Here is a 22,452-nt window from a genome sequence, read left to right as displayed (position 1 = left end):
CTCGATAATTTATCACTTAGAGAAAATACTTTTACTGATTGGCGGAACTCTCAGTGTATTACTGATCATCGCTTCCAGTTTTTTTGTCAATCATATCGCCTCATTATCACGTCATGCGATAGAACGCGAAACCCAAACGTACCTTAAATCTGAACAACTTACTATACAAGGTTACTTTTCACGTTACGGTAAAGTGGTCGAAAACTTTATTAATAATCCGCACTAAAATTAAATCATTTATACGTAAGCTCTATATCGGTAGATCTTACTACCGGCGACGCTTCTGCTGCAGTACTGCAACCGGCTTATAATAACCAGCAAGGCCTAGTTGGTTTTGGAAGGGGTAGATGTACAGCTTAATAAAATAGTCGAAGACACTCGCTTCAATGGCCAAGGTTACGGTTTCTTACTGAGCAGTTAGTCAATGCCACGGCGCAGCTGCGATCAATAACTAAAGTACAAGATCAAAGTCATCATATAGCCACTTCAACAGAGCAGCAAACCGTAGTTGCTGAAGACATTAATAGCAGTCTATCGGCTATAAATACCTTATTGAATAGCACCGCGAACCATGCCCATGAACTGTTGCCGCACTCAATAAAACGGTGATTCAGTTTAAATTACAATACATCGCCAGCACTTATCTTAAAAAGAGCGCAATTCAGCGCTCTTTTTTGTTGTAGATCAATAAACCTGTCAGGGCTTTTTTTTATACTACCCGCCTTATGAATGTTAAAGGTGCGCGTGATGATTGATTTACCAAAGTGGGATAAAAACTTAATCAATAAATATAATGTGTCTGGACCAAGGTATACCTCTTACCCGACCGCTTTATCATTTTCAGAAGGTTATCAGCAGAAAGATTTGATAAGTGCGATAAACGCCTCAAGCAGCAACAAGTTATCGCTTTATATTCATATCCCCTTTTGTAGCCAGCTTTGTTACTACTGTGGCTGTAACAAGGTAATTACTCGTCATCAGTCCAAAGCTGACGTGTATATCGATTACCTTGAAAAGGAAATCATCGCTCAAGCTATTTTATTTAAACATTATAAAGTGGAGCAACTGCATCTTGGTGGCGGCACCCCGACTTTTCTAACCCAAGCGCAAATGAGCCGTTTAATTAGTGTATTAAATCAAAATTTTAATTTTGCCATAGATGCAGAGCGCGCTATCGAAATAGACCCTCGTTCACTTGCTAAAGGAATGCTAACCCAATTACGCCTATTAGGTTTCAATCGTGTTTCATTTGGTATTCAAGACTTTAATGACGACGTGCAATTAGCTGTAAACCGCCCACAAAGTGTTGATGAAGTAAAAAGCTTAATTACTGAGTCTCGCGAGCTTGGCTTTAAATCGATTAACGCCGATATGATTTACGGCCTGCCACTGCAAACACCTGAGAGCTTTAAGCAAACTATTGAGCAATTAATAGCGCTCAGCCCTGATAGAGTCTCTGTATTTAATTATGCTCATTTACCAGAGCGATTTGCCGCTCAGCGGAAAATCAAAGATGCTGACTTACCAAACGCGAACGATAAACTGACTATGTTTAAAAATACTCTAGCGCAAATGATACAGGCAGGATATCAATTTATAGGTATGGATCACTTTGCAAAAGCGGACAATGAACTAGCTATCGCACAAAATAGCCAACAATTACATCGTAACTTTCAAGGCTATACCACTCATGGCGATTGTGATTTACTCGGTTTAGGGGTGTCATCAATTTCACAAATTGGCACCGCTATTTTACAAAATAAAAAAGACTTAAAGTCCTATTATCATGAAATTGAGACTCAGCACGGCAGTGCAATTACTAAAGGTATAGACTTAAACCAAGACGATATAATTCGTGCAGAAGTAATAAGGCAGCTTATTTGTCACTTTGAATTAGATACACAAAGCATCGAGACTAAATTCGCACTTAATTTTGATGCTAATATCAGTTTTAATGATTACTTTAGCGACTCAATTAAAGCCCTTGAGCCGTTAATTGCTGATGGAATGGTCTGTATTGAGGGGAGTAAAATTAAGGTAACACCGCGTGGAAACTTATTTATTCGCATTATTTGTATGTGTTTTGACGCCCATTTACAAAAACAAGTTAACGCCACTCGATTTTCTCGAGTTATTTAAATACGTACGCACAAGCCCAATAAAAACAAAAAAAGCAGACTCTAGTCTGCTTTTTATATTAACTAAGTACCGAACAAATCTCTTGAGCACCATTTAGGTTAGTTAAACACAACCTTATCGCTACCCGGCTCGGCTTTAAAATCAACAATCAGCTTTTCGCAGTCTGCTTTAATTGCTGCGGTGTTTGCCTCTTCAGCACGCCAGCGGGCAGTATCTTGTTTAAAAACATCCTTCTTCGAATACTTTTTACGAGCCTCATGAGTAGGCATATCTTTTACCACATCATACATAGCATAAATGCCTGGGTAACGCTCAGTAAGGTCTTGTTCTTGCTCAAAACTGTATTGTGACATCAATACCCAAATACGTAAGCACCCTTCAGAGAACTCGCACTGCTCTTCATTCATCGCACGAGCAATTAAATGAATACTATCAGCAAGCTTTAAATTTCGCTGCTGACGTGACTTCGCCAACTCCTGCTGTTTCTTTAACTGCTGCTGTGCAATATATTTTTTTTGGGTATTTAGTTTATAAAGAAGTTGGCCTGCGTAAAATGCTAGCCCTGCGATGATCGCAGCGCCAACACACAGAGCTAAGATCATCATATCCATTATTTTTCATCCTCATCATCTAGCCATTCGCTGGCTAAATCGTCCGATAAGTACTGATCGAAATCACTATTACCTTCTGTAATTAATTCTTCATCATCAAAGTCATCTTCAGGTTCGTCTTCGATACCTAAAGTTTCACATAGTTGCTGATGACGGGCGATGCGGCTATTAAAATACTTAGCATCTTTACCCGTTAATAATTGCCCACGCTCGTGTAGCTCAACGAGCTTTAATAAACGCTCGTCACTTTCCAGTGCCGCTAACTCTTGCTCTGGTGAAAGCTCTGGTTGGCTTGCTTTTTTAAGCTCTGCTTGCGGCTTTAAATGACGCTTCATCTCAACTTTTGGCTCAGCTTTAACTGGCACCAATGAGATAGGCTTTTTACTACCGACACGCTTATCTTTAGATTGCTGATTACCACCTGAAGTTTCATTGTTGAGTGCTTCAGGTGCATTACGAGAGCCCGGCTTAGCCCCCTTGGTTTTCTTTACTCGTTGCTCTTTTAACGCACGCATTTCTTTAAGTTTATCTTGGCTTAAGCGTACCGGGCCGTTTGATGGAATTTTGCGTGACTTTTTCTTTCTACTCATATCTTGCTCGTCTCACTTAAGAGGTTTTGCGCAACGCGCATTTTGGCGTCGCAGTGCTGGCCTTGCCAGGAGAATTTTTTCTGTGCGGGTTGAGGTTGGGTGACTCAACGACTCGCGCACCACATATTCAAGTGACTTAAATATGTTCATCTCTATTGTAACAGCACAAATAAAAAGGCGGTAGAGAAAACATCTCTACCGCCTGCTAATCTGAGCGCCATTTAACTGGACTCTTCTCCCTTCGACTTTTTAGTCTTTATTATTTTTATTATTTTTATTACTATTGTTCCATATTGTTATTTTTATTATCTTCCATGTACCATTCCATTTTGTTTTTATTATTAAACTTCCATGAGCTTTTATTATTTTCGGTCTTCAATGACTCTTTTTTAGTTAGTTCCCTTATTAACACCAACCGATGTTATATCCCCTATATTGTTGACGCGCTACTTTCCGTATAGTTAATTCCATATTGTTTTTATTTTTTAAGCGACAGGGGATAATTTACGCATTAATAATTTCGTTACAACTAATTTATATATCTTTTCTTACATAAAACATATTGCAACAAGACAACTTTGTTTAATAACATTAACTTAAAATAAAAACAAAAATAAAATTAAGCTTTAGCTTACACACAAGTATAGTCAATGTCTTACAAGTAAAAAGGTAATATCAGTCAGATTACAAAAACAAAAAAAGCAGCTAATGCTGCTTTTTAAATAACTTTTTGTATTTTAGTGCTATCTAAGCATTAAATAAATACAACTTTAGTGCAAGCCACCAAGGTACTTAGATAATACTTCAATATCTTTATCCGTTAGCTTGGCAGCAATATCTTGCATCATTTCGTTATGGTCATTATTACGTGTACCTTCACGAAACTTTTCAAGCTGTGACTTAATATACTCAGGATGCTGAAAAGCAATTTTTGGAAAGTTTGCCAATGAAGAACCATTACCACGAGGGCCATGGCATGCGGCGCACGATGGAATACCACGTTCTACATCGCCTGCTTTGAAAAGCATAGAACCTGCTTCAACCACATTTTCAGGCGTTGCGCCTTCGCTCATGTTCAAAGATGAAAAATAGGCTGCCAAGTCTTTCATATCTTGGTCACTTAAAGGCATTGCCATACCGCTCATTACTGGCTCCATACGACCTTCTTTACCACCTGAAGTCATACCGAGTTTAAATTCAGTAAGTTGCTTATATATGTAATCTGCGTGTTGCCCAGCAATTTTTGGGTAGATGTTAACCGGTGCATTACCGTCTGGGCCGTGACAAGCCGCACACGTTGCTGATTTTTCTTTACCTGCGTTTACATCGCCATCGAATGCTGTTGCGTTGCTTGCTGACAACGCACCAAGCAATATAGTTAAAGATAGTGCTATTTTTTTCATGGTGAATTCTCTGTTTCCGACCCTGTGCCATCTACAATATGGATGTTGTGATTTCTATATTCTACACGATAATAAATTCTCTGGCACGTTTTCTGCCCGTATTAAGCTTATAAATTATAGGGTTTTGCCTAAATAAAGTTTAAAACAAGCTATTTAAGTACATTAAACCTAAGTTAGCATAGCTAAATACGCTTTTGAATACGTCAGTAATAGTATAAAATACGCGTATTGAGTAAATTTAGTTTACTTTTATTTTTTGCTTATGTACTTAGGAAAGCCCGTGCTCAAATCTCGTATCAAATATAATACTGCGTCGTTCGTAACCAGCGCTCCAGACATCACTAAATTACCTGCTGATACGGGAATTGAAGTCGCTTTTGCTGGTCGTTCTAATGCAGGTAAATCAAGCGCATTAAATACTTTAACCGATCAAAAGATCGCCCGTACCAGTAAAACCCCAGGCCGTACGCAGCTAATCAATACGTTTGAATTGGCTGAAGTGGATAATATGCGCCTTATAGATTTACCGGGTTACGGTTTTGCTAAAGTACCTATCGAAATGAAGAAAAAATGGCAAAAGTCATTGGGTGAATACCTACAAAAACGCCAAAGCTTAAAAGGCATTGTAATTTTGATGGATATTCGCCACCCATTAAAAGACTTAGACCGTGATTTGATTAATTGGGCAATTGGCAGTGAAATTCCGATATTAGCTTTACTAACAAAAGCCGATAAGTTAAAGCAAGGTGCACGTAAAGCACAAGTTTTACAGGTTCGCCGTGAATTAAGCGCACTCGAAGGTGATATTACAGTGCATGCTTTTTCGTCATTAAAAGGGACTGGCTTACCAGAAGTAGCTAAAAAGCTTGATGAATGGTATTTGGGGCCTGTTATTGCAGTACCACCGACTGATAATGAAACAACGCCTAAGTCTGACGCTTAAGTAGACAAGTAGAAACGCTCACCTACAGATTGAATGAAATAGCCATGCTCTGATGCTTCGGCTATTTCAGCCCACTGGTAAAACACGCTCCGAGATACCCGCGCACTACAGCCATAAGGTAGCCGTAAATACGGCACATCTTGTCCTTGATAATCTTGAACCAGTAACGGTTGCTCATTGGTAACCAGCCACGTGCGTTGTAAATTATCAACACAGCACAGTACTTGCCCTTGTCCGGTTTGTTCAAAGCACCAATCAATAATAATAAAAGGAGCGTCGTGTACGGTAATGGCTATTTTTTCTACTGGCGTTTTTAAGTAAAACTGATTTTCCTCTTTACAAAGTACCGAAGCAAACAGTTTAACCATCGCAATGCGAGTTATTTCACTCTGGCAGTAATGCCACCTTCCTTGCTCATCAATAACAATAGGTAATTGTCCGCAATGAGTTGGCTGCCAAAGATCAAAAGGCTTGTTTGGCACAGATAACTGCTGCGCCAAATCACTGAGTGATATCACTGCTTATTAAGTGTCAATGCAAAAGTAACTGGTACCGCAGTAGCAATAGACGGTAAACCTGCAAGCTCTTGCAGTTTAGCTACGCCCTCAGTTACAGAAAAATCACCGCTATTGATGATAACAGGGGTAAATGATGACACAGTTATATCGCCTTTTTCAGACACGCTAGCTAATACATCAATTGTTAGCGACTTTTTCGTACCATGAAAATCAAGTTCAGCACTTACGCCACTTAGTACATGTTGACCTGCTGATAACTGTTTAATTTTATCACCTAAATCGGCGGTTAATGTTGCTTTAGAAAACGTTGCCGTTTCAAATAAAAACTCACCCATACGCTCATTACGAATTGGGATATTAGTTTCAACTGAGCTTAAGTCGATAGCTAATGTAAAAGCACCTTTAGCTGATAACTCACCGCTAATGGTTTTAAAATGATGAGCCTCAGCAATGCTATTTTTTTTCACCGATACAAAGCTTACGCGACTTTGCTGATTATTTAACTGCCAATCAGCATGCGCAAATCCTGCCATTAATAAACTAGATAACGAAAGAGAGACTATCGCAAGAGATTTAACCATGACGCATTTCCTTTGGTATTTAATAAATGAGCTTTGATGTTATCACTTGCAGCGTTTAGTGCAATAAATAGAAAGTCAGGAAAAAGACAGCAAAAAGAAAAAATCGGCTCACCCAAAATAAGGCGAGCCGGTATAGCAAACTGAAGAGAAGCTATCAACACGTTGCACCCTTACGAGTGCACCATCAACAGGATGTCCTACAGGATGAGGACGGGCGGACTTTAGCAAATAAGCATTAATAAATAAACTAAATATGGGGACAAACCAATAGAATTGATAAACATATAACTAATACCAACATACCCGTTCAACTATTTACTTTTTTTTTACAAGGTACATTCAAAACAGAAGTGAATTGCCTATAGACTGATCACTTCTGCTTAGAAGAGTTAGTGGGCTTGCTGCCAATTGTCGCCGCTGTCAGCTTCAACCAATAATGGCACATCAAGCACAGCGGCTTGTGACATCAATTTACAAATTTCTGCAGTGTAGCGCTCTACACAGTCGCTTTTAATTTCAAAAACCAATTCATCGTGTACTTGCATGAGTATTTTGACAGTATTTGGCGTTTGTTCAGCAACCCACTTATGAACCGTTAGCATGGCCTTTTTAATAATATCGGCGGCTGTACCTTGCATAGGTGCATTGATTGCTGCACGTTCTGCGCCTTTACGACGCATACCATTACGGGCGTTAATTTCTGGTAGATGTAAACGACGACCAAAAATTGTTTCCACATAGCCATTTTCGGCGGCTTTTTTACGTGTTGATTCCATATATTCAAGCACTCCCGGAAAGCGTTCAAAATACTTATCAATATAATGCTGGGCTTCATGGCGTGGCACATCTAGTTGACGTGCTAAACCAAAGGCCGACATACCGTAAATTAAGCCAAAGTTTACCGCTTTTGCTTTACGGCGCATATCGCTGGTAACTTCATCAAGGCTCACTCCAAAAACTTCTGAGGCGGTGGCGCTATGTACATCAAGGCCATCAGCAAAGGCACTTAATAAGCCTTTGTCTTGCGATAAATGCGCCATAATACGCAGCTCAATTTGACTGTAATCGGCAGCCACAATTTTATAGCCATCGGCTGCTGTAAACGCTTCACGAATACGACGACCTTCTTCTGAGCGAATAGGAATATTTTGTAAGTTAGGATCGGTAGAGCTTAAACGCCCTGTCGCCGTTATCGCTTGATGATACGATGTATGCACACGGTTAGTTTGCTCATTTACCATCAATGGCAGTTTATCGGTATAAGTTGACTTAAGCTTGGATAAACCACGGTGCTCAATAATGACTTTAGGTAATGGGTAATCATGAGCCAGTTCTTGTAATACTTCTTCAGCGGTAGACGGTGCGCCTTTTGGAGTCTTTTTAATAATTGGCAATTCTAGCTTTTCAAACAACAATACCTGTAACTGCTTAGGCGAACTTAAGTTAAACGGTTCGCCAGCTATTTCATAGGCTTCTTTTTCAAGCTCAATCAAGCGCTCGCCTAGACGTTGACTATGCGCTGCTAGCATTTTGCTATCAATAGCCACCCCAGTGCGCTCAATATCTGAAATAACACTGACTAATGGTAGTTCAATCTCTTCAAAAACTGATTTTAGCTTTTCATCTGCCGCAATTTTTGGCCATAAAACCTCATGTAAACGTAGCGTAATATCGGCATCTTCTGCCGCGTAGGGGGCGGCTTTTTCAAGCTCAATTTGATTAAAAGTAAGTTGCTTCTTACCTTTACCCGCAATTTCTTCAAAGCTGATATTTTTATGACCTAAGTATTTAAGTGCCAATGAGTCCATATCATGGCGAGTACCGACACTATTAAATACATACGACTCCAGCATAGTGTCAAACTTAATACCATTAAGCTCAAACCCAGCATTGGCAAGCACACTTTTATCGTATTTTAAATTTTGCCCGACTTTAGCTTTATTTTCATCGGCTAAAATTGGGCCAACTTTTGCCATTACGGTTTCAATGCTGAGTTGCTCAGGTGCATCTGGGTAGTCATGGGCTATGGGAATATACGCGGCTTCACCCGTTTTAACGGCAAAACTCATACCGACTAATTGCGCTTGCATATAATCAAGACTAGTTGTTTCAGTATCAAAAGCGAAGAGTTCAGCTTCGTTAAGCTGTTTTACTAATGCATCGAGCTGTTGTTCGGTTAATATAGTCTCATAATTGGCATCAGCGACTTTTGGTAATTCAGTTTCATCGCTTGGTACAGCTAAATGGGTGTCAGTATCTTTTGGGTTATCTAACAACTCAGCTAACCAGCGACGAAATTCGCATTCGCCATAAAGCGCAATTAATTCATCTCGATTTGGCGCTTGAAGCTTGAAGGTTTCTAAATTTGACTCAACTTCAACATCGCACTTAATTGTAGCTAATTCATAGCTAAGAGGTAAATGCTCAACTGCCGCGGCTAGCTTTTCACCTATTTTACCTTTGATTTCAGCACTATGATCAAGCACCCCTTGTAACGATCCATACTTTTGTAGCCACTTAACCGCGGTTTTAGGACCACAACCTTCAACACCAGGAATATTGTCAACTTTATCGCCCATTAACGCGAGATAATCAATAATCAATTCAGGACCAACACCAAACTTCTCAACCACGGTTTGGGGATCTGAAATACTGTCGGTCATAGTATTGATCAAAGTGACATGCTCGTTTACTAGTTGAGCCATGTCTTTATCGCCTGTTGATACCAATACATGGCGCTTTTGCTCAGAGGCAATACGTGCAAACGTACCAATAACATCATCCGCTTCAACCCCTTCAATACTAATAAGCGGAAAACCCATGGCTTTTATAATATTGTGAATAGGCGCTATTTGTGTGCGTAAGTCATCGGGCATTGGTGGGCGGTTAGCTTTATATTCGCTATACATATCATTACGGAAGGTTTTACCTTTGGCATCAAATATCACGACCATATGACTCGGATCGTATTGTCTGATCAAGCTTTTAAGCATATTGATCACACCATAAATAGCCCCTGTTGCTTCGCCTTTTGAGTTAGTTAAATGTGGTGGAGAATGATAAGCACGAAATAGATAAGATGAGCCATCAACTAGAATTAGCGGATTTTCAGGGATCTGAGCCATGGTGTAATTGGATCCTAAATGAGAAAAACAAAGTAATGTTAAGCATGCCATAAGGCCGCACAGAAAACGACTGTGAATTAATAACCAGTGTATAGATACAGTTAGCACAAGTTGTGGATAACTATGTAGATAACAACCACAAATGATTCTTCCGAAGTGTTAAATACACCTAGAAAAATAACTTAAGATTATGTTTTATATATAAAAAAGATAATGCGAGGTTCTTTTTTTATTATTTTAAACCAATGTGGAAAAAGGTTTTAGTCAAATTCCTTTTAGCTATTCATACTGGATTATTTTAGTCCTTTTAAATAACCGGACAAGCATTCTATCACAATGGATCTAAGATCATAGTGATCCTTTATACTTTTTTACACTGACCAAACTTTTAAAAAAGCATATAGAGCGAGTTACCTTGGTTACAATCAGATCTTTGCCCGTAAACTTTTTATTTTTGCGGTTTATCTTACTCTGCTTTACCATCTGAACTATGGGTTTTATGTACAAGCAACTTCATAGGGAGTTTATATAATGAAAAAAATAGCCGTAATTTTATCTGGTTGTGGTGTTTATGACGGTGCTGAAGTTAATGAAGCGGTACTCAGTTTATTACACATTGCGAAGGCCGGCGCAGAGTATCAGTGTTTTGCACCTGATATTATGCAAATGCACACTATAAACCATTTAACCGGTGAAGAAATGGCATCGGATCGTAATGTATTAGTAGAGGCGGCGCGCATTGCCCGAGGTGAAATAAAACCAATAACTGAGCTAGATGCTGCTGATTTTGATGCCTTAATTTTACCTGGTGGTTTTGGTGCAGCAAAAAACCTTTCTGACTTTGCAGTAAAGGGAGCTCAGGCGCACGTTCAAACAGATGTGCTCAAAGCTTGTAAAACGTTTGCTGATAATAATAAACCCGCAGGTTATATGTGTATTACCCCTGCTTTGATCCCATTGATTTATTCAGCTAACGCCAAAGTAACCATTGGTGATGATCAAGATACGGCTAGTGCGATAAATGCGTTAGGTGCAGAGCATGTAGCCTGTCCAGTTTCCGAAATTATTATTGATCAACAGCACAAGCTCGTAACAACACCCGCTTATATGCTCGCCGAGTCTATTTTAGAAGCTGATGCAGGTATTGAGAAGTTAGTAACAGCAGTGCTTAAAATGTGCTGATACTAAGATAATTTTTTGCGCTAGCGCAAAAAAATGACATTTTTTTGCAAATAAAAAACAGTTCCAGCATTTTATAAATGACGGCTAAGCGTTATAATCGTTTTAAATTCCGTCATCTATCGTGATTGATCACGTTCCACTCGAAGTGAGCAAGGCAAAATGAAAAAACTATCAGCAGCATTATTATTGCTAGCAACTACCGCATACGCACAACCGTATGATAACTCTATGGCTGAAGATGCAATTAAAAAACGTATTGCACCCGTTGGTGCGGTTTACCTAGAAGGTGATAAAGCAGCCGCTGCTGAAGTACCATCAGGCCCACGTACTGGCGAACAAGTTTACCAAGCAGCCTGTTTTGCTTGTCATGGTACCGGAGCACTAGATGCACCAAAATCAGCAGACGATTGGGCACCACGTTTAGCTAAAGGCGCAGATACTTTGTTAAATCATGCTATTAATGGTTTTAATGCGATGCCACCAAAAGGCACATGTATGGACTGCTCAGATGATGAGCTACAAGCTGCTATCGACTTCATGACTAAAAAGTAGTATACAAACTAAATTTAATACTAAAAAAGGCTGGTTTAAACCGGCCTTTTTTATTACCAAAAAGTTAACAGCACTAATTTAGTAGTAATTTAATATTATTTCTAAGGCTATTACATCCTTGACGACAGGTACAAAAAGTGGAATTATAAGGGTAATAATTAAACAATAATAACAGTCGGTTCAACGTCATTGGAAGATAAAACAGACTTACTGAGTAAACTAGCTCGAAGAAACAAACGCTTAGAGTTACTAGTTGAAAAGTACAAGCAATCACATCATCTACAAAATGCTCTTATCCAATTATCAGAGCAAGCCAGCACTGTGGCTGAATTAAACTTACTATACCCTGCTATACATAATATTTTACAAGACTACATTCCCAGTAAAAGCTTTTATGTAGTATTACAAAACCAATTTACGCACACACTAGAATTATCTTACTTTGCTGATGAAAAAGACGGTATTTCGGCGCCGCTTAATCAAGATCACAACTTTAATCACGGTGTTACCGGTTATGTATTCGAGCAAGGTAAAACCACCTATTTTAGCCGTGAGCAAATGCAAGCTGATGCAGACAGGGGGAAGTTTCGTTTACTTGGCACACCCGCCGAGCACTGGGTCGGTGTTCCGGTATTTCGTGATAACTTAATTATTGGTGTACTCGTTGCGCAAAGCTATGACTTAGAGCAAAGCTACAGTGATCAGCAAATAGAGCTATTGGAAGTCATGTCGCTTTATTTAGCAACCGCGATTGAACGCGTTAAAAAACGCGAGCTACTTGAGTCTGAAGTGAAAATTCGTACCCGTGCTCTGACTCAAAGTAATGAAGCACTAAACCTTGAAATTGATCAGCGAAAGAGCGCACTAGAGCGTCAACAAATTTTATTTAAAATTTCCGAGTTAGCCACACAAAGTAAATACATAGTCGATATTTACCTACAAGTACACGAAATTATAAAAAACATTACCTATGCCGAAAACCTTTATATTGCACTTTATGATAAAGACACTGGCTGGCTAAGTTTTCCCTATTGCGCCGACGAATTTCATAAGAATAATCAACCAAGACCTTTCGCCAAAGGGTTTAGTGAGCTGGTATTAAGCACTGAAAAAACGCAACTTATTGACTTAAAAAGAGCGGATAAATTAATAAGTGACGGTATTGTAAAACGTCCTGAGAAAACCCCAACATCACAATTAGCCACCAGTTGGCTCGGCGCTCCGCTTAAAACAGCACAAGGTGTAATTGGCTTAATTGTTTGCCAAGCTTATCAAAATAAACATGTTTTTAATAACGATGACTGTGAGCTTATTACTTTTGTATCCCATCAAATAGCCAATGTATTGCAGACTCATTTAGCTAATCAAGCACTTAAGCAAAGTCATCAAGAGTTAGAATACCGAGTTGTTGAAAAAACCAAAGAAATAAGCCAAACCAACATGCACCTACAAATGCAGATTGAAGAGCGTAAAAAAGTAGAGCAACAGCTTTATCATGATGCTCACCATGATTCATTAACAGGGCTACCAAATCGCAGCTTATTTTTGACCCAGCTTGAGAAAACCCTGCAATATTATCAGCATTTTCCTGAGCAAGAATTTGCCGTGCTGTTTATTGATTTAGATAAGTTTAAGGATATAAACGATCAATTAGGCCATCAAGCGGGCGATCAGTTTCTTATTAGCGTTAGTGAAGCATTTACTCAATGTATCCGTGAACATGACTTATTAGCCCGTTTAGGTGGTGATGAGTTTGTGATTTTACTTACTCATCTTACTGAGCGACAGCAAGCCGAAGATATCGCTAAGCGATTAATCGAGTTAATGAAAAAACCCTTTTGTGAAAAGGGAGTGAGCATGCAAAGTGGTGCCAGCATTGGTATTACTTATTCAAAACGTAATTATAAAAATACAGATGAAATTATTCGTGATGCAGATGCTGCAATGTATTATGCAAAAAATGCCGGGCGCAGCCGCTTTGAATTTTTTCACCCGCTATTAAATGCAGGTAATAATGCACCAGATAAAGAGGTGATTCACCACCTTGATAAACTCCCGCTACACTTTCGCAGCGCTGAAATTATTACCCTAGATGCACAAGAACAATCAGAGTCATTACTAGAAGCGTTTGGCGAACACCCTGTTTTAGGCAGTACCAACTTTGAAATATTAAGAAAGTTTACCAGCGACAAAGATCTGCAGTTGAAAGTTGAATTACAACTTATAGAGCAAGCTCACAAGCAGGCCCAGCAAGCAAAGCTTAATACCATACTATTGCCTTGCTCTAGTCTGTTATTAGAAAAAGAACCGTTTTTAGCGTTATCTCGATTATTGAACAAAATAGGCCCGGTAGTAAAAAAAATCTGTTTGTTATTTAACGAGCAAGAAATTAGATACGCTTCTACGTCTCAATCTAATAACCTGAGCACCCTTAAAAAGAATGGTTATACCATTGGATTAAATGACTTTGCTAAAAATCGCTGTGAATTAAACTTAATATCAGAGCAAGATTTTGATTATATATTGCTCAGCTCAACCTTCAGTAAACGCATATTACAAGAGCGTAGCTATAGCTTGCAGCTGCAAGGGGTATTAGCTATTACAAAAATTAAAGCCATTAAAGTAATAGCAAAAGGCCCGTCCATTTTAAATTTTAGGGCCTTATTAGATAAGCATGGCTTAGCTCTTTTTGTGGGCAAGCAGCACGTATTAAATCAATTAAGTAATAAAATACACCACATACAAGAGATACAACCAAATAAGTTATAAACTATTTTTTTAACATCGCTCGTAAATTAGCCACGCGCGCTTGGCCTTTTTCCATTCGTTCAGATTGAGAGCTTGGCGCTTTTTTATTCTCAAACTCCAAGTCATCTTGTGGTAACTCTTGCACAAAACGGCTTAACTCAGTTTGTGAAGTTTCACCGAATTGACGACGTATTTTAGCGTAGGTCATCGTCAGTTCTTGCTGCGCACGAGTTATCCCTACATAGGCTAAACGGCGCTCTTCATCAACATTTTCTTCATCAATACTCACCTGGTGCGGCAACAACCCTTCTTCCATACCAACCATAAATACATACGGGTATTCCAGACCTTTTGATGCATGTAAGGTAAGTAATTGCACCGCATCACTTTCGTCTTCATCTTCGTTGCGTTCAAGCATATCGCGCAGGGTTAACTTACTCACCACTTCCACGAGTGTCATAGGCGGATTATCAGCATCCCCAGTGAGCATATCGGTGATCCAACGATATAGCTCAGACACATTTTTCATGCGCATTTCAGCGGCTTTAGCGCTCGGTGATGATTCGTACAAATAGGCTTCGTAATTAATTTGCCTAATCAAGTCTTTTACCGCTTCGAGTGTATCGCCGCGTACTGCATTGTCCGAAAGCTCCACGACCCAACGAGCAAAACCATTGAGCGCATTTAAGCCTCGCCCTTTTAAGCGATATCCCAAGTCATTATCAAAGCAAGTGGCAAATAAACTTATGTGTTTTTCATTTGCTAACGTGCCGAGCTTTTCAAGCGTAACCGTACCAATCTCACGTCTTGGAGTATTTACAACTCGTAAAAAGGCATTATCATCATCTTGGTTCACTAATAAGCGTAAATACGCCATCATATCTTTGATTTCTGAGCGCGAGAAAAACGACATACCACCGCTAATTTTATAAGGAATGCGGTTACTCATTAATGATTTTTCAAAGCCTCGCGCCTGGTGATTACCCCGATACAAAATAGCGTAATCTTTATAGCTGGTACGCTTCATAAACTTATGCGATATAATCTCAGCCACCACCCGTTCAGACTCATGCTCTTCATCACGACAGCCAATCACTTTAATCGGCTCACCATAACCCAGCTCACTAAATAGTTTCTTTTCAAACTCGTGAGGATTATTGGCAATCAAAATATTTGCTGCTTTTAGAATACGCCCAGCACTTCGGTAGTTTTGTTCAAGCTTAATTAATCGTAAACCGGGATAATCCTTACTCAGCAAAACTAGGTTTTGTGGCCTTGCGCCACGCCACGAATAAATCGATTGGTCATCATCACCTACCACTGTAAAACGGGCACGCTCACCTACAAGTAGTTTTACAAGCTGATATTGACTAGTATTGGTATCTTGATACTCATCAACCAACAAATAACGAAACCGTTGCTGCCAACGCTCACGCGAAGTGTCATTGCCTGACAATAGCAATGTGGGGATCATGATTAAATCATCAAAGTCGAGTGCATTATATGCACGTAACTGCGTGCTATAGCGAGCATAAAGCTGAGCAAAAAGTGCTTTTTGTGGCTCGCGAGCTTCTCTAATAGCTTGCTCTGGCAGCACTAATTCATTCTTCCAGCTACCAATTTGCATTTTTAGTAAGTTAAGTAAGTCTTTATCTTTTTTTAATTCATCTTCGGTTAAATCAGCTAACAACTGGCTTGTATCTTGGTCATCAAACAGCGAAAAGCCCGGTTTAAACCCTAAAGTCTTTAACTCCTTTTTGATAATCTCTAAACCAAGCGTATGGAAAGTAGAAACCCAAAGCCCTTTCGACTCTTGTTTTCCTAGCGTTTTCAGTACCCGCTCACGCATCTCCTTAGCAGCTTTATTGGTAAAGGTTACAGCGGCAATATTACGCGCTTGATACTCACACTTTTGCACTAAGTAGGCGATTTTATTAGTAATAACCCGCGTTTTACCCGAGCCTGCGCCCGCCAGTACAAGACAAGGACCACTTATATATTTTACCGCTTCATCTTGTTTAGGATTGAGTTTCATAACCACCAAAGAGATTTTATAAAGACGAGCAATTTTACCGTAATCACTACACTACGCCTAGCCAATAAGGTATATTATCTTTTTTAGCATTGAGGGACTAACATGATCAACCCAGCAAAACTTGAAGAAATTGCCAAACAGATCACGAGCAATATGCCACAAGGCGTAAAAAATCTCGCTGACACTATTGAAGGGCGCACTAAGCAAGCATTACAAAGTAAGTTAGCAGAAATGGATTTTGTTAGCCGCGAAGAGTTTGACGTGCAAAGCCAAGTATTAATGCGAACTCGCGAAAAACTGACCGACCTCGAAGCTAAAGTAGAACTTTTAGAACAGCAATTAAGCGAAAATAAACAAAATAATTTAGATAATAAAGAAACATAGTCGTCAGTTTTATTTAGTGAATTTATGACCAAGCTAACACTATAAATTTAAGCTAAACGAGACTGATAACCCATTCACTTAAGAAAGTGAACTACGCCCTGAACTAATAGTTAACAGCTCTGTGGCTCTCAATAATATTGGAGGAATGAATCTTTATGTTTACTAAAGAAATGGTGCACACAGCACTGCAAACTTGGTGTGATAACGTGGTTAAAGTTGGCAAAGTCCACTCTGAGGGAGGAGATGCGGCAGCTTTTTCACTACAAGTGTTATCTGAAAATTATGATTATGATAATGGTAAAGTATTATTTAAACCAACACTGACATTTGGCCAACAAACATTTCGTCCAACTAAAGAAGGTGCATTATCTTATTTTGTTGGCGGAAACAGCGATTTTCCAAATGATAATGGCTTCAAATTAAAGCCTTGGGTGAAGGTTTGGTATAGTAAAGAAGATTTTATCATACATAGCGATCTAGCAATCGTACAATGTAATGTTCACTTTATTGGTGAAGATGACAGCCACATTTTTGTGAATAAGAGTTTCGTATTTAAATTATGTGACGATGGCAAAGTAAAAATCATCCTGCATCAATCATCATTACCTTACCAGCCATAATCAACAGAACAGCCTTAACGGCTAAGGGACTATGAGGCACGCTTCATCTTCCCTTGCACAAATTTTATTCTCTTACTCTTTAAACGAAGCGCCTCTTAATCTCTTAGTGAATAAACCACTTAAAACCTAATAACATAAAGAGAAAAGAATGAGGAGTTCAATCGAAGGAGAGCAATCTTTATGTGAAAGATAGACTCACAACTTTTGCACCAAGTAAGAAGCACTTTTATCAGTAATTAGCGATCCCTGCCAATACCCCGCATCACCACTAATGTATTTTACCGCTTCACTTGTTTAGGATTAAGTTTTATTACTATCAAAGAACTTATACTTGAAATACATGCAAAACAATATACGATATATATACGTTTTATATATTGGTAACTTTCATGGGCATTGTCAAAATTAGCGACGAACTCCACGAAGAAATTCGTAAAGCCAGCAGCACGATGGTGCGTTCAATCAATTCACAATCTGAATTCTGGATAAAAATAGGCATGCTTGCGGAGCTTAACCCGACCATGACTTACGCTGAAATTTTAAAACAACAACTGGCGCAAGGTGATGTCATTACAAGGGACTTTCAACATGAGTAATATCGTAATCAAAACACCCGAACAAATTGCTGTAATGCGTGAATCTGGCCGTTTACTTGCTCAGGTATTTACCTATTTAGATAAGCATGTGCAAATCGGTATAACTACAATGCAAATTAATGATTTAGTTGAGCGTTATATTGTGGATGAGCTCGCCTCACGTCCTGCAAGTAAAGGGCAATACGATTACCCGTATGTATTAAATAGCTCCGTTAACGAGGTTGTTTGTCACGGTTTTCCTGACACTAAACGCGTTTTGAAATCAGGTGATATCGTTAATATTGATATCACGCTGGAGAAAAATGGCTATATTGCTGACTCCAGTAAAATGTACATGCTTGGCGATGTATCACCACTGGCGAAACGTTTGGTTGATAAAACCTACCAAGCCATGTGGCAAGGTATCAAAATGGTCAAGCCAGGAGTGCGCTTAGGTGACATCGGCAACGCCATAGCAAACTTTGCCCATAGTAATGGTTATAGCGTAGTTAAAGAATACTGCGGACATGGCATTGGCGAGCAAATGCATGAAGAGCCACAAGTACTGCATTATGGTAAACGCAATACAGGTGTCGAGCTCAAAAAAGGCATGACGTTCACTATTGAGCCTATGATCAATCAAGGTGCGGCAAAAATAAAAACTAAGCCTGATGGCTGGACTGTCGTTACACGCGATAAAAAATTATCTGCACAATGGGAGCACACTATCGCAGTGACAGCTGATGGTTATGAAGTACTTACTCTACGCGCCGAAGAAAGTGCGTAGAGTAACGGCTCGAATGGTCATTATTTAATATTACGGTCAAATACCCTTTTCGCCGCGCTTTTATAAGTATCTGCCATTTCATCAGTACACGTCACAACGGATTCTAAATCATGTAGATGGCCATTAACTAAGCCATAAACCCAACCATGAATAGTTAGCTCTTGCCCTCGTTTCCAAGCTTCTTGCACAATATTGGTACGACATACATTACGCACTTGCTCTATCACATTTAACTCAACTAATGCATCAAGGCGCTTCTTTTCAGGTACTTCATATAATTGCGTCATGTGCTTTTCTTTAATGTCATCCACATGACGCAGCCAGTTATCAATAAGGCCAAACTTAGCATCGTCAAGCACCGCTTGTACGCCACCGCAACCATAATGACCTACCACCATAATGTGCTTCACTTTTAACACTTCAACAGCGTATTGCATCACTGACAAGCAGTTATGGTCAGTATGTACAACGACGTTAGCAACATTGCGGTGTACAAATAACTCACCTGGCATCAAATCAACAATTTCGTTAGCGGGCACCCGCGAGTCTGAGCAACCTATCCATAAATATTCTGGGTTTTGTTGCATAGATAAAATTTTGAAAAACTCAGGATCATCTTTACTTGTTCGTTCGGCCCAGCGTTTATTATTCTCAAATAAATTCTTTAACTTTCTCATTGGCTCTCTTATGCTGTCTGTGACGTTAAACTAGCTTGAATTAAGATATTGCGAGGCGTTAATTGTTTTTCGCAAAACGTTTTGACGGTGACTTTATAGCCTCGCTCTTGCAAATATAAAGCACGGTCGAGCACGAGCCAAATTTCAATGGCTCTTCTGAACACATGTCGAACCAGTTCAACTCGATCTGTAATCTTTCTGCGCATCTGTCCTTTCAATAAAAACTCTGAGTAATCAATACCATGAGGTATTTCCAACTCCTTTTCACCTGCTGCCCATGTACAAAAGGCTTTAAATGAATCCGAAAAGATGGCTTTACTTACCGAAGGCACACTGACATACCCTTGTGAACCCGTGACGGATTTACGTAAAGCATCAAAGCCGAGTCGCCATTCAACTTCAATATTACGCATTTTTGCCACGCGGGTTGGTGCGGTTACCGTTTCTTGTAAAGCTAACTTTAAGTCACGATGGGTCAATGCTAATACGTTATTTTTTGCTTGCACACTAAGCGCCTGATAATGATTAGGTGTAAACAGGTGATAGCAGCACGGGGATAAACTTATTTGCTTAGTGCCCGCATTACTTGCATGCTCCATAAACCGCTGATGTAAAGCACCACAAGCATGAAGTGCTACAGCGTGGAGTTGCGGCTTAAAAAAATCGCTAACAGGATCGCTCAATACATCAGCTTGACTAAACTGCATTGCTAAGCCTTGCTGCTTTGCACTCTTTTGACCTTGTTCGCATAAGGTTTGTTGTAGTTCAATACTGTGCACATGGGCAGCGCCATTAAAAGCCAGCATCCGTCCTAAATGACCTTTACCCGCACACCACTCCAGCACGGGAGTATCATTGCTGTTTAAAGCACTAGTAAAGTCTTGTAACTGCTCAAGTTTGCGCCCTTTAATACCATTACTTATCCAAAAAGGATAAGTAATGCGCGCCGCTTTTTCAGACTCTAAATGGCATAGCGCTGGCAATTGTTTAAGGACTGGAATGTATGGATCAAAAAAGTCATATAACGCAGCTTGGTTACTATCAAGTTCAGCCACTTGCACATCACTTAACGAGTCAACCGCAACACTTAATTCAGGCCATGGGAAATGGTCGAAATCAAAGGCGGTGCACTGCCAATATCTACGGGTATTAAATAACAGTGTATCTAAGGCTGTAAACTGTTCAGCAAGGGTCATAAAACGTAAGCGATGAAAAAATCATAGCGTTATCATACGCTCTTTCTCACCATCAGTCGTATATAAACTAACAATTGATAAAACTAAACGTTCTATGACTGCAACCAACGCACGTAACAAAGTGAAATTTCTGACACTACACTTTATAACTGGCAGCAAGCCTGCACTGAAACTGATAAAGTTTAACTGAAAATTTAACTTAATAAGTAAGCTCTTCTAGCGAAGAGCATCACTTTATTGATTTGCCGCCTTCGTTAATGCCGCATTTGGCTGGCTGGTCAAAAACTGCGTAAAACATGGATTACTAGTCTCATCTTGCACGTTATAACCTAAACGATTTAAATGCTCGTTGAATACATCATATTGGCTTGGCTCAATAGCAAAACCAGCTAATACATTCCCCATCGAACCACCATGATTACGATAATGAAATAAGGTAATATTCCAGTTACTGCCTAAGGTATCTAAAAAGCGTGCTAACGCTCCCGGGTATTCAGGGAACTCAAAGCGCAACAAGCGTTCATGTAGCTGCTCTGGGGCTTTGCCACCTACCATGTAACGTACGTGTAACTTAGCTAGTTCGTTATCTGACAAATCGCAAAATTGGTAGTCCTTTGAGGTTAAATCGCCTTTAAGCTCATCCAATTCTTGCTGACCTTGCCTAAGTGCGATGCCAACAAAAATCTGTGCCTCACCGGGTCCTGCAAAACGGTAATTAAACTCAGTAATCGCACGACCACCAAGGGATGCACAAAATTGCTTAAAGCTACCTTTTTCTTCCTTAATCGTCACAGCTAATAACGCTTCGTTTTTTTCACCAAGCGCGGTGCGTTCAGCAACATAACGTAAGCGATCAAAGTTTAAGTTAGCACCCGATAAAATAGCCGCTACACTTAGCCCTTTTTGGCCACTTTGCTGGCACCATTTTTTAAGGCCTGCGGTAGCAAGCGCGCCTGAAGGCTCTGCAATTGCACGGGTGGAAACAAAAATATCTTGCATCGCGGCACATATTTCATCACCGCTGACAGTGACCACTTCATCACAAAACTTTTGTGCTAAACGAAAAGTCTCTTTACCGATTATTTTAACGGCTACACCATCTGCAAAACTGCCAACACGTTCAAGTTCAACCGGTTTACCAGCTTCTAATGCCGCTTTTAGGCAAGCGCTTTCGTCAGCCTCAACACCAATAACTTTAATATCAGGCCTGAGTGATTTGATATACACCGCCATGCCCGCTAATAAACCACCACCGCCAACGGGAATAAATACCACATCGAGTTGGTTCAACTGCTGCATTAGTTCACGCGCTACAGTGCCTTGACCGACAATAACATCAGGGTCGTCAAAGGGTGGCACAAATACACCATTACGCTGCTCAGTAAGCTCAAGAGCATGCGCTTTAGCGGCATCAAAATGATGACCATGCAATACTACCTCACCGCCTAAGCTACGCACTGCGTTAACTTTAATTTCAGGCGTAGTGACAGGCATAACAATCGTTGCTTGATGGCCTAAATGCGACGCACTTAGCGCCACTCCTTGAGCATGGTTACCCGCAGAAGCAGTGATCACCACCGAGCCTTTAGGTAACTTTGCTAGTTTGTTATAAGCGCCGCGTAATTTAAACGAATATACTGGCTGCTGGTCTTCACGCTTAAGCCATACTTGGTTACCAAGGCGAGCACTTAGGTCAGCCATATCGCTGACCTGTGTCACTTTTGCCAAAGGCTCCATATTAGCTTGGATAATAGCGCGAAAATAATCGAGCTCTTCTGAAACCATA

At 39.9% G+C, this 22,452-nt stretch carries 19 protein-coding genes and 1 pseudogene; 10 read left to right on the top strand and 10 right to left on the bottom strand.

The genetic code is table 11. The features are described from left to right. Together ACT3RM_RS05665 and hemN are read left to right on the top strand one after the other, a co-directional pair. Positions 1-226: pseudogene (locus tag ACT3RM_RS05665) on the top strand (methyl-accepting chemotaxis protein); the annotation flags it as partial. 521 nt (positions 227-747) lie between these two features. Further along, the gene (hemN, locus tag ACT3RM_RS05660) at positions 748-2,139 is read left to right on the top strand and encodes an oxygen-independent coproporphyrinogen III oxidase (protein WP_441994663.1); all 1,392 of its coding nucleotides are present in this window, start codon (positions 748-750) and stop codon (positions 2,137-2,139) included. 98 nt (positions 2,140-2,237) lie between these two features. Here hemN and ACT3RM_RS05655 read toward each other — a convergent pair whose 3' ends face one another. The 3 genes from ACT3RM_RS05655 to ACT3RM_RS05645 all read right to left on the bottom strand — a co-directional run bounded on the left by ACT3RM_RS05655 (position 2,238) and on the right by ACT3RM_RS05645 (position 4,743). After that, positions 2,238-2,750, bottom strand: coding sequence for a DUF2489 domain-containing protein (locus ACT3RM_RS05655; protein ID WP_441992870.1), 513 nt, complete (start codon positions 2,748-2,750; stop codon positions 2,238-2,240). Beyond that, positions 2,750-3,340 carry a Der GTPase-activating protein YihI gene (yihI, locus tag ACT3RM_RS05650; protein WP_441992871.1) on the bottom strand — a complete coding sequence of 197 codons (591 nt, stop codon included), beginning with the start codon at positions 3,338-3,340 and terminating at the stop codon, positions 2,750-2,752. The genes ACT3RM_RS05655 and yihI overlap by 1 nt, the downstream gene beginning before the upstream one ends. Positions 3,341-4,110: 770 nt before the next feature. Then, positions 4,111-4,743 (bottom strand): c-type cytochrome, encoded by a 633-nt coding sequence (locus tag ACT3RM_RS05645; RefSeq protein WP_441992872.1) that lies wholly within the window; start codon positions 4,741-4,743, stop codon positions 4,111-4,113. A gap of 280 nt (positions 4,744-5,023) precedes the next feature. Between ACT3RM_RS05645 and yihA the strand changes: the two genes are divergently transcribed. Beyond that, positions 5,024-5,686, top strand: a complete 663-nt coding sequence (gene yihA, locus ACT3RM_RS05640) for a ribosome biogenesis GTP-binding protein YihA/YsxC (protein ID WP_441992873.1) — start codon at positions 5,024-5,026, stop codon at positions 5,684-5,686. On the opposite strand, the gene ACT3RM_RS05635 is transcribed toward yihA, so the two are convergent. The 3 genes from ACT3RM_RS05635 to polA all read right to left on the bottom strand — a co-directional run bounded on the left by ACT3RM_RS05635 (position 5,683) and on the right by polA (position 9,910). Then, positions 5,683-6,204 (bottom strand): DUF1285 domain-containing protein, encoded by a 522-nt coding sequence (locus tag ACT3RM_RS05635; RefSeq protein ID WP_441992874.1) that lies wholly within the window; start codon positions 6,202-6,204, stop codon positions 5,683-5,685. The genes yihA and ACT3RM_RS05635 overlap by 4 nt on opposite strands. Continuing rightward, entirely contained in the window at positions 6,201-6,785 is a 585-nt protein-coding gene (locus ACT3RM_RS05630; RefSeq protein WP_441992875.1) for a YceI family protein, read from the bottom strand. The genes ACT3RM_RS05635 and ACT3RM_RS05630 overlap by 4 nt, the downstream gene beginning before the upstream one ends. 389 nt (positions 6,786-7,174) lie before the next feature. Continuing rightward, complete coding sequence (gene polA / locus ACT3RM_RS05625) at positions 7,175-9,910, bottom strand: DNA polymerase I (RefSeq protein ID WP_441992876.1); 2,736 nt, start codon at positions 9,908-9,910, stop codon at positions 7,175-7,177. 531 nt (positions 9,911-10,441) lie between these two features. Here polA and elbB point away from each other — a divergent pair. The 3 genes from elbB to ACT3RM_RS05610 all read left to right on the top strand — a co-directional run bounded on the left by elbB (position 10,442) and on the right by ACT3RM_RS05610 (position 14,413). Beyond that, entirely contained in the window at positions 10,442-11,092 is a 651-nt protein-coding gene (gene elbB / locus ACT3RM_RS05620; protein WP_441994662.1) for an isoprenoid biosynthesis glyoxalase ElbB, read from the top strand. Between the two features lie 159 nt (positions 11,093-11,251). Then, the gene (locus tag ACT3RM_RS05615) at positions 11,252-11,644 is read left to right on the top strand and encodes a c-type cytochrome (RefSeq protein WP_441992878.1); all 393 of its coding nucleotides are present in this window, start codon (positions 11,252-11,254) and stop codon (positions 11,642-11,644) included. 189 nt (positions 11,645-11,833) lie between these two features. Further along, complete coding sequence (locus ACT3RM_RS05610; RefSeq protein WP_441994661.1) at positions 11,834-14,413, top strand: diguanylate cyclase domain-containing protein; 2,580 nt, start codon at positions 11,834-11,836, stop codon at positions 14,411-14,413. A gap of 1 nt (position 14,414) precedes the next feature. Here the strand turns inward: ACT3RM_RS05610 and rep are convergent, their stop codons facing one another. After that, the gene (gene rep / locus ACT3RM_RS05605) at positions 14,415-16,427 is read right to left on the bottom strand and encodes a DNA helicase Rep (RefSeq protein ID WP_441994660.1); all 2,013 of its coding nucleotides are present in this window, start codon (positions 16,425-16,427) and stop codon (positions 14,415-14,417) included. A gap of 102 nt (positions 16,428-16,529) precedes the next feature. Here rep and ubiK point away from each other — a divergent pair, with 102 nt between their 5' ends. The 4 genes from ubiK (at position 16,530) to map (ending at position 18,793) form a co-directional block, all read left to right on the top strand. Beyond that, entirely contained in the window at positions 16,530-16,811 is a 282-nt protein-coding gene (ubiK, locus tag ACT3RM_RS05600) for a ubiquinone biosynthesis accessory factor UbiK (protein WP_441992881.1), read from the top strand. Positions 16,812-16,966: 155 nt separating this feature from the next. Further along, positions 16,967-17,431: a hypothetical protein gene (locus ACT3RM_RS05595; RefSeq protein ID WP_441992882.1), complete on the top strand. Its 465-nt coding sequence runs from the start codon at positions 16,967-16,969 to the stop codon at positions 17,429-17,431. A 389-nt stretch (positions 17,432-17,820) separates the two neighbouring features. Further along, positions 17,821-18,027, top strand: a complete 207-nt coding sequence (locus ACT3RM_RS05590; RefSeq protein ID WP_441992883.1) for a ParD-like family protein — start codon at positions 17,821-17,823, stop codon at positions 18,025-18,027. Next, entirely contained in the window at positions 18,020-18,793 is a 774-nt protein-coding gene (gene map / locus ACT3RM_RS05585; RefSeq protein WP_441992884.1) for a type I methionyl aminopeptidase, read from the top strand. Before ACT3RM_RS05590 ends, map begins: the two co-directional genes overlap by 8 nt. Positions 18,794-18,813: 20 nt before the next feature. On the opposite strand, the gene can is transcribed toward map, so the two are convergent. The 3 genes from can to ilvA form a co-directional block, all read right to left on the bottom strand. Beyond that, positions 18,814-19,470 carry a carbonate dehydratase gene (gene can / locus ACT3RM_RS05580; protein WP_441834537.1) on the bottom strand — a complete coding sequence of 219 codons (657 nt, stop codon included), beginning with the start codon at positions 19,468-19,470 and terminating at the stop codon, positions 18,814-18,816. A gap of 8 nt (positions 19,471-19,478) precedes the next feature. Beyond that, positions 19,479-20,666, bottom strand: coding sequence for a methyltransferase (locus tag ACT3RM_RS05575; RefSeq protein ID WP_441992885.1), 1,188 nt, complete (start codon positions 20,664-20,666; stop codon positions 19,479-19,481). 234 nt (positions 20,667-20,900) lie between these two features. Then, positions 20,901-22,451 carry a threonine ammonia-lyase, biosynthetic gene (gene ilvA, locus ACT3RM_RS05570; RefSeq protein ID WP_441994659.1) on the bottom strand — a complete coding sequence of 517 codons (1,551 nt, stop codon included), beginning with the start codon at positions 22,449-22,451 and terminating at the stop codon, positions 20,901-20,903. Position 22,452 lies beyond the last annotated feature (1 nt).

The organism is Pseudoalteromonas sp. AOP7-A1-14, from assembly GCF_052376275.1.
Classification (GTDB): Bacteria; Pseudomonadota; Gammaproteobacteria; order Enterobacterales; family Alteromonadaceae; genus Pseudoalteromonas.
This window is presented reverse-complemented; position numbering and strand designations above follow the sequence as displayed.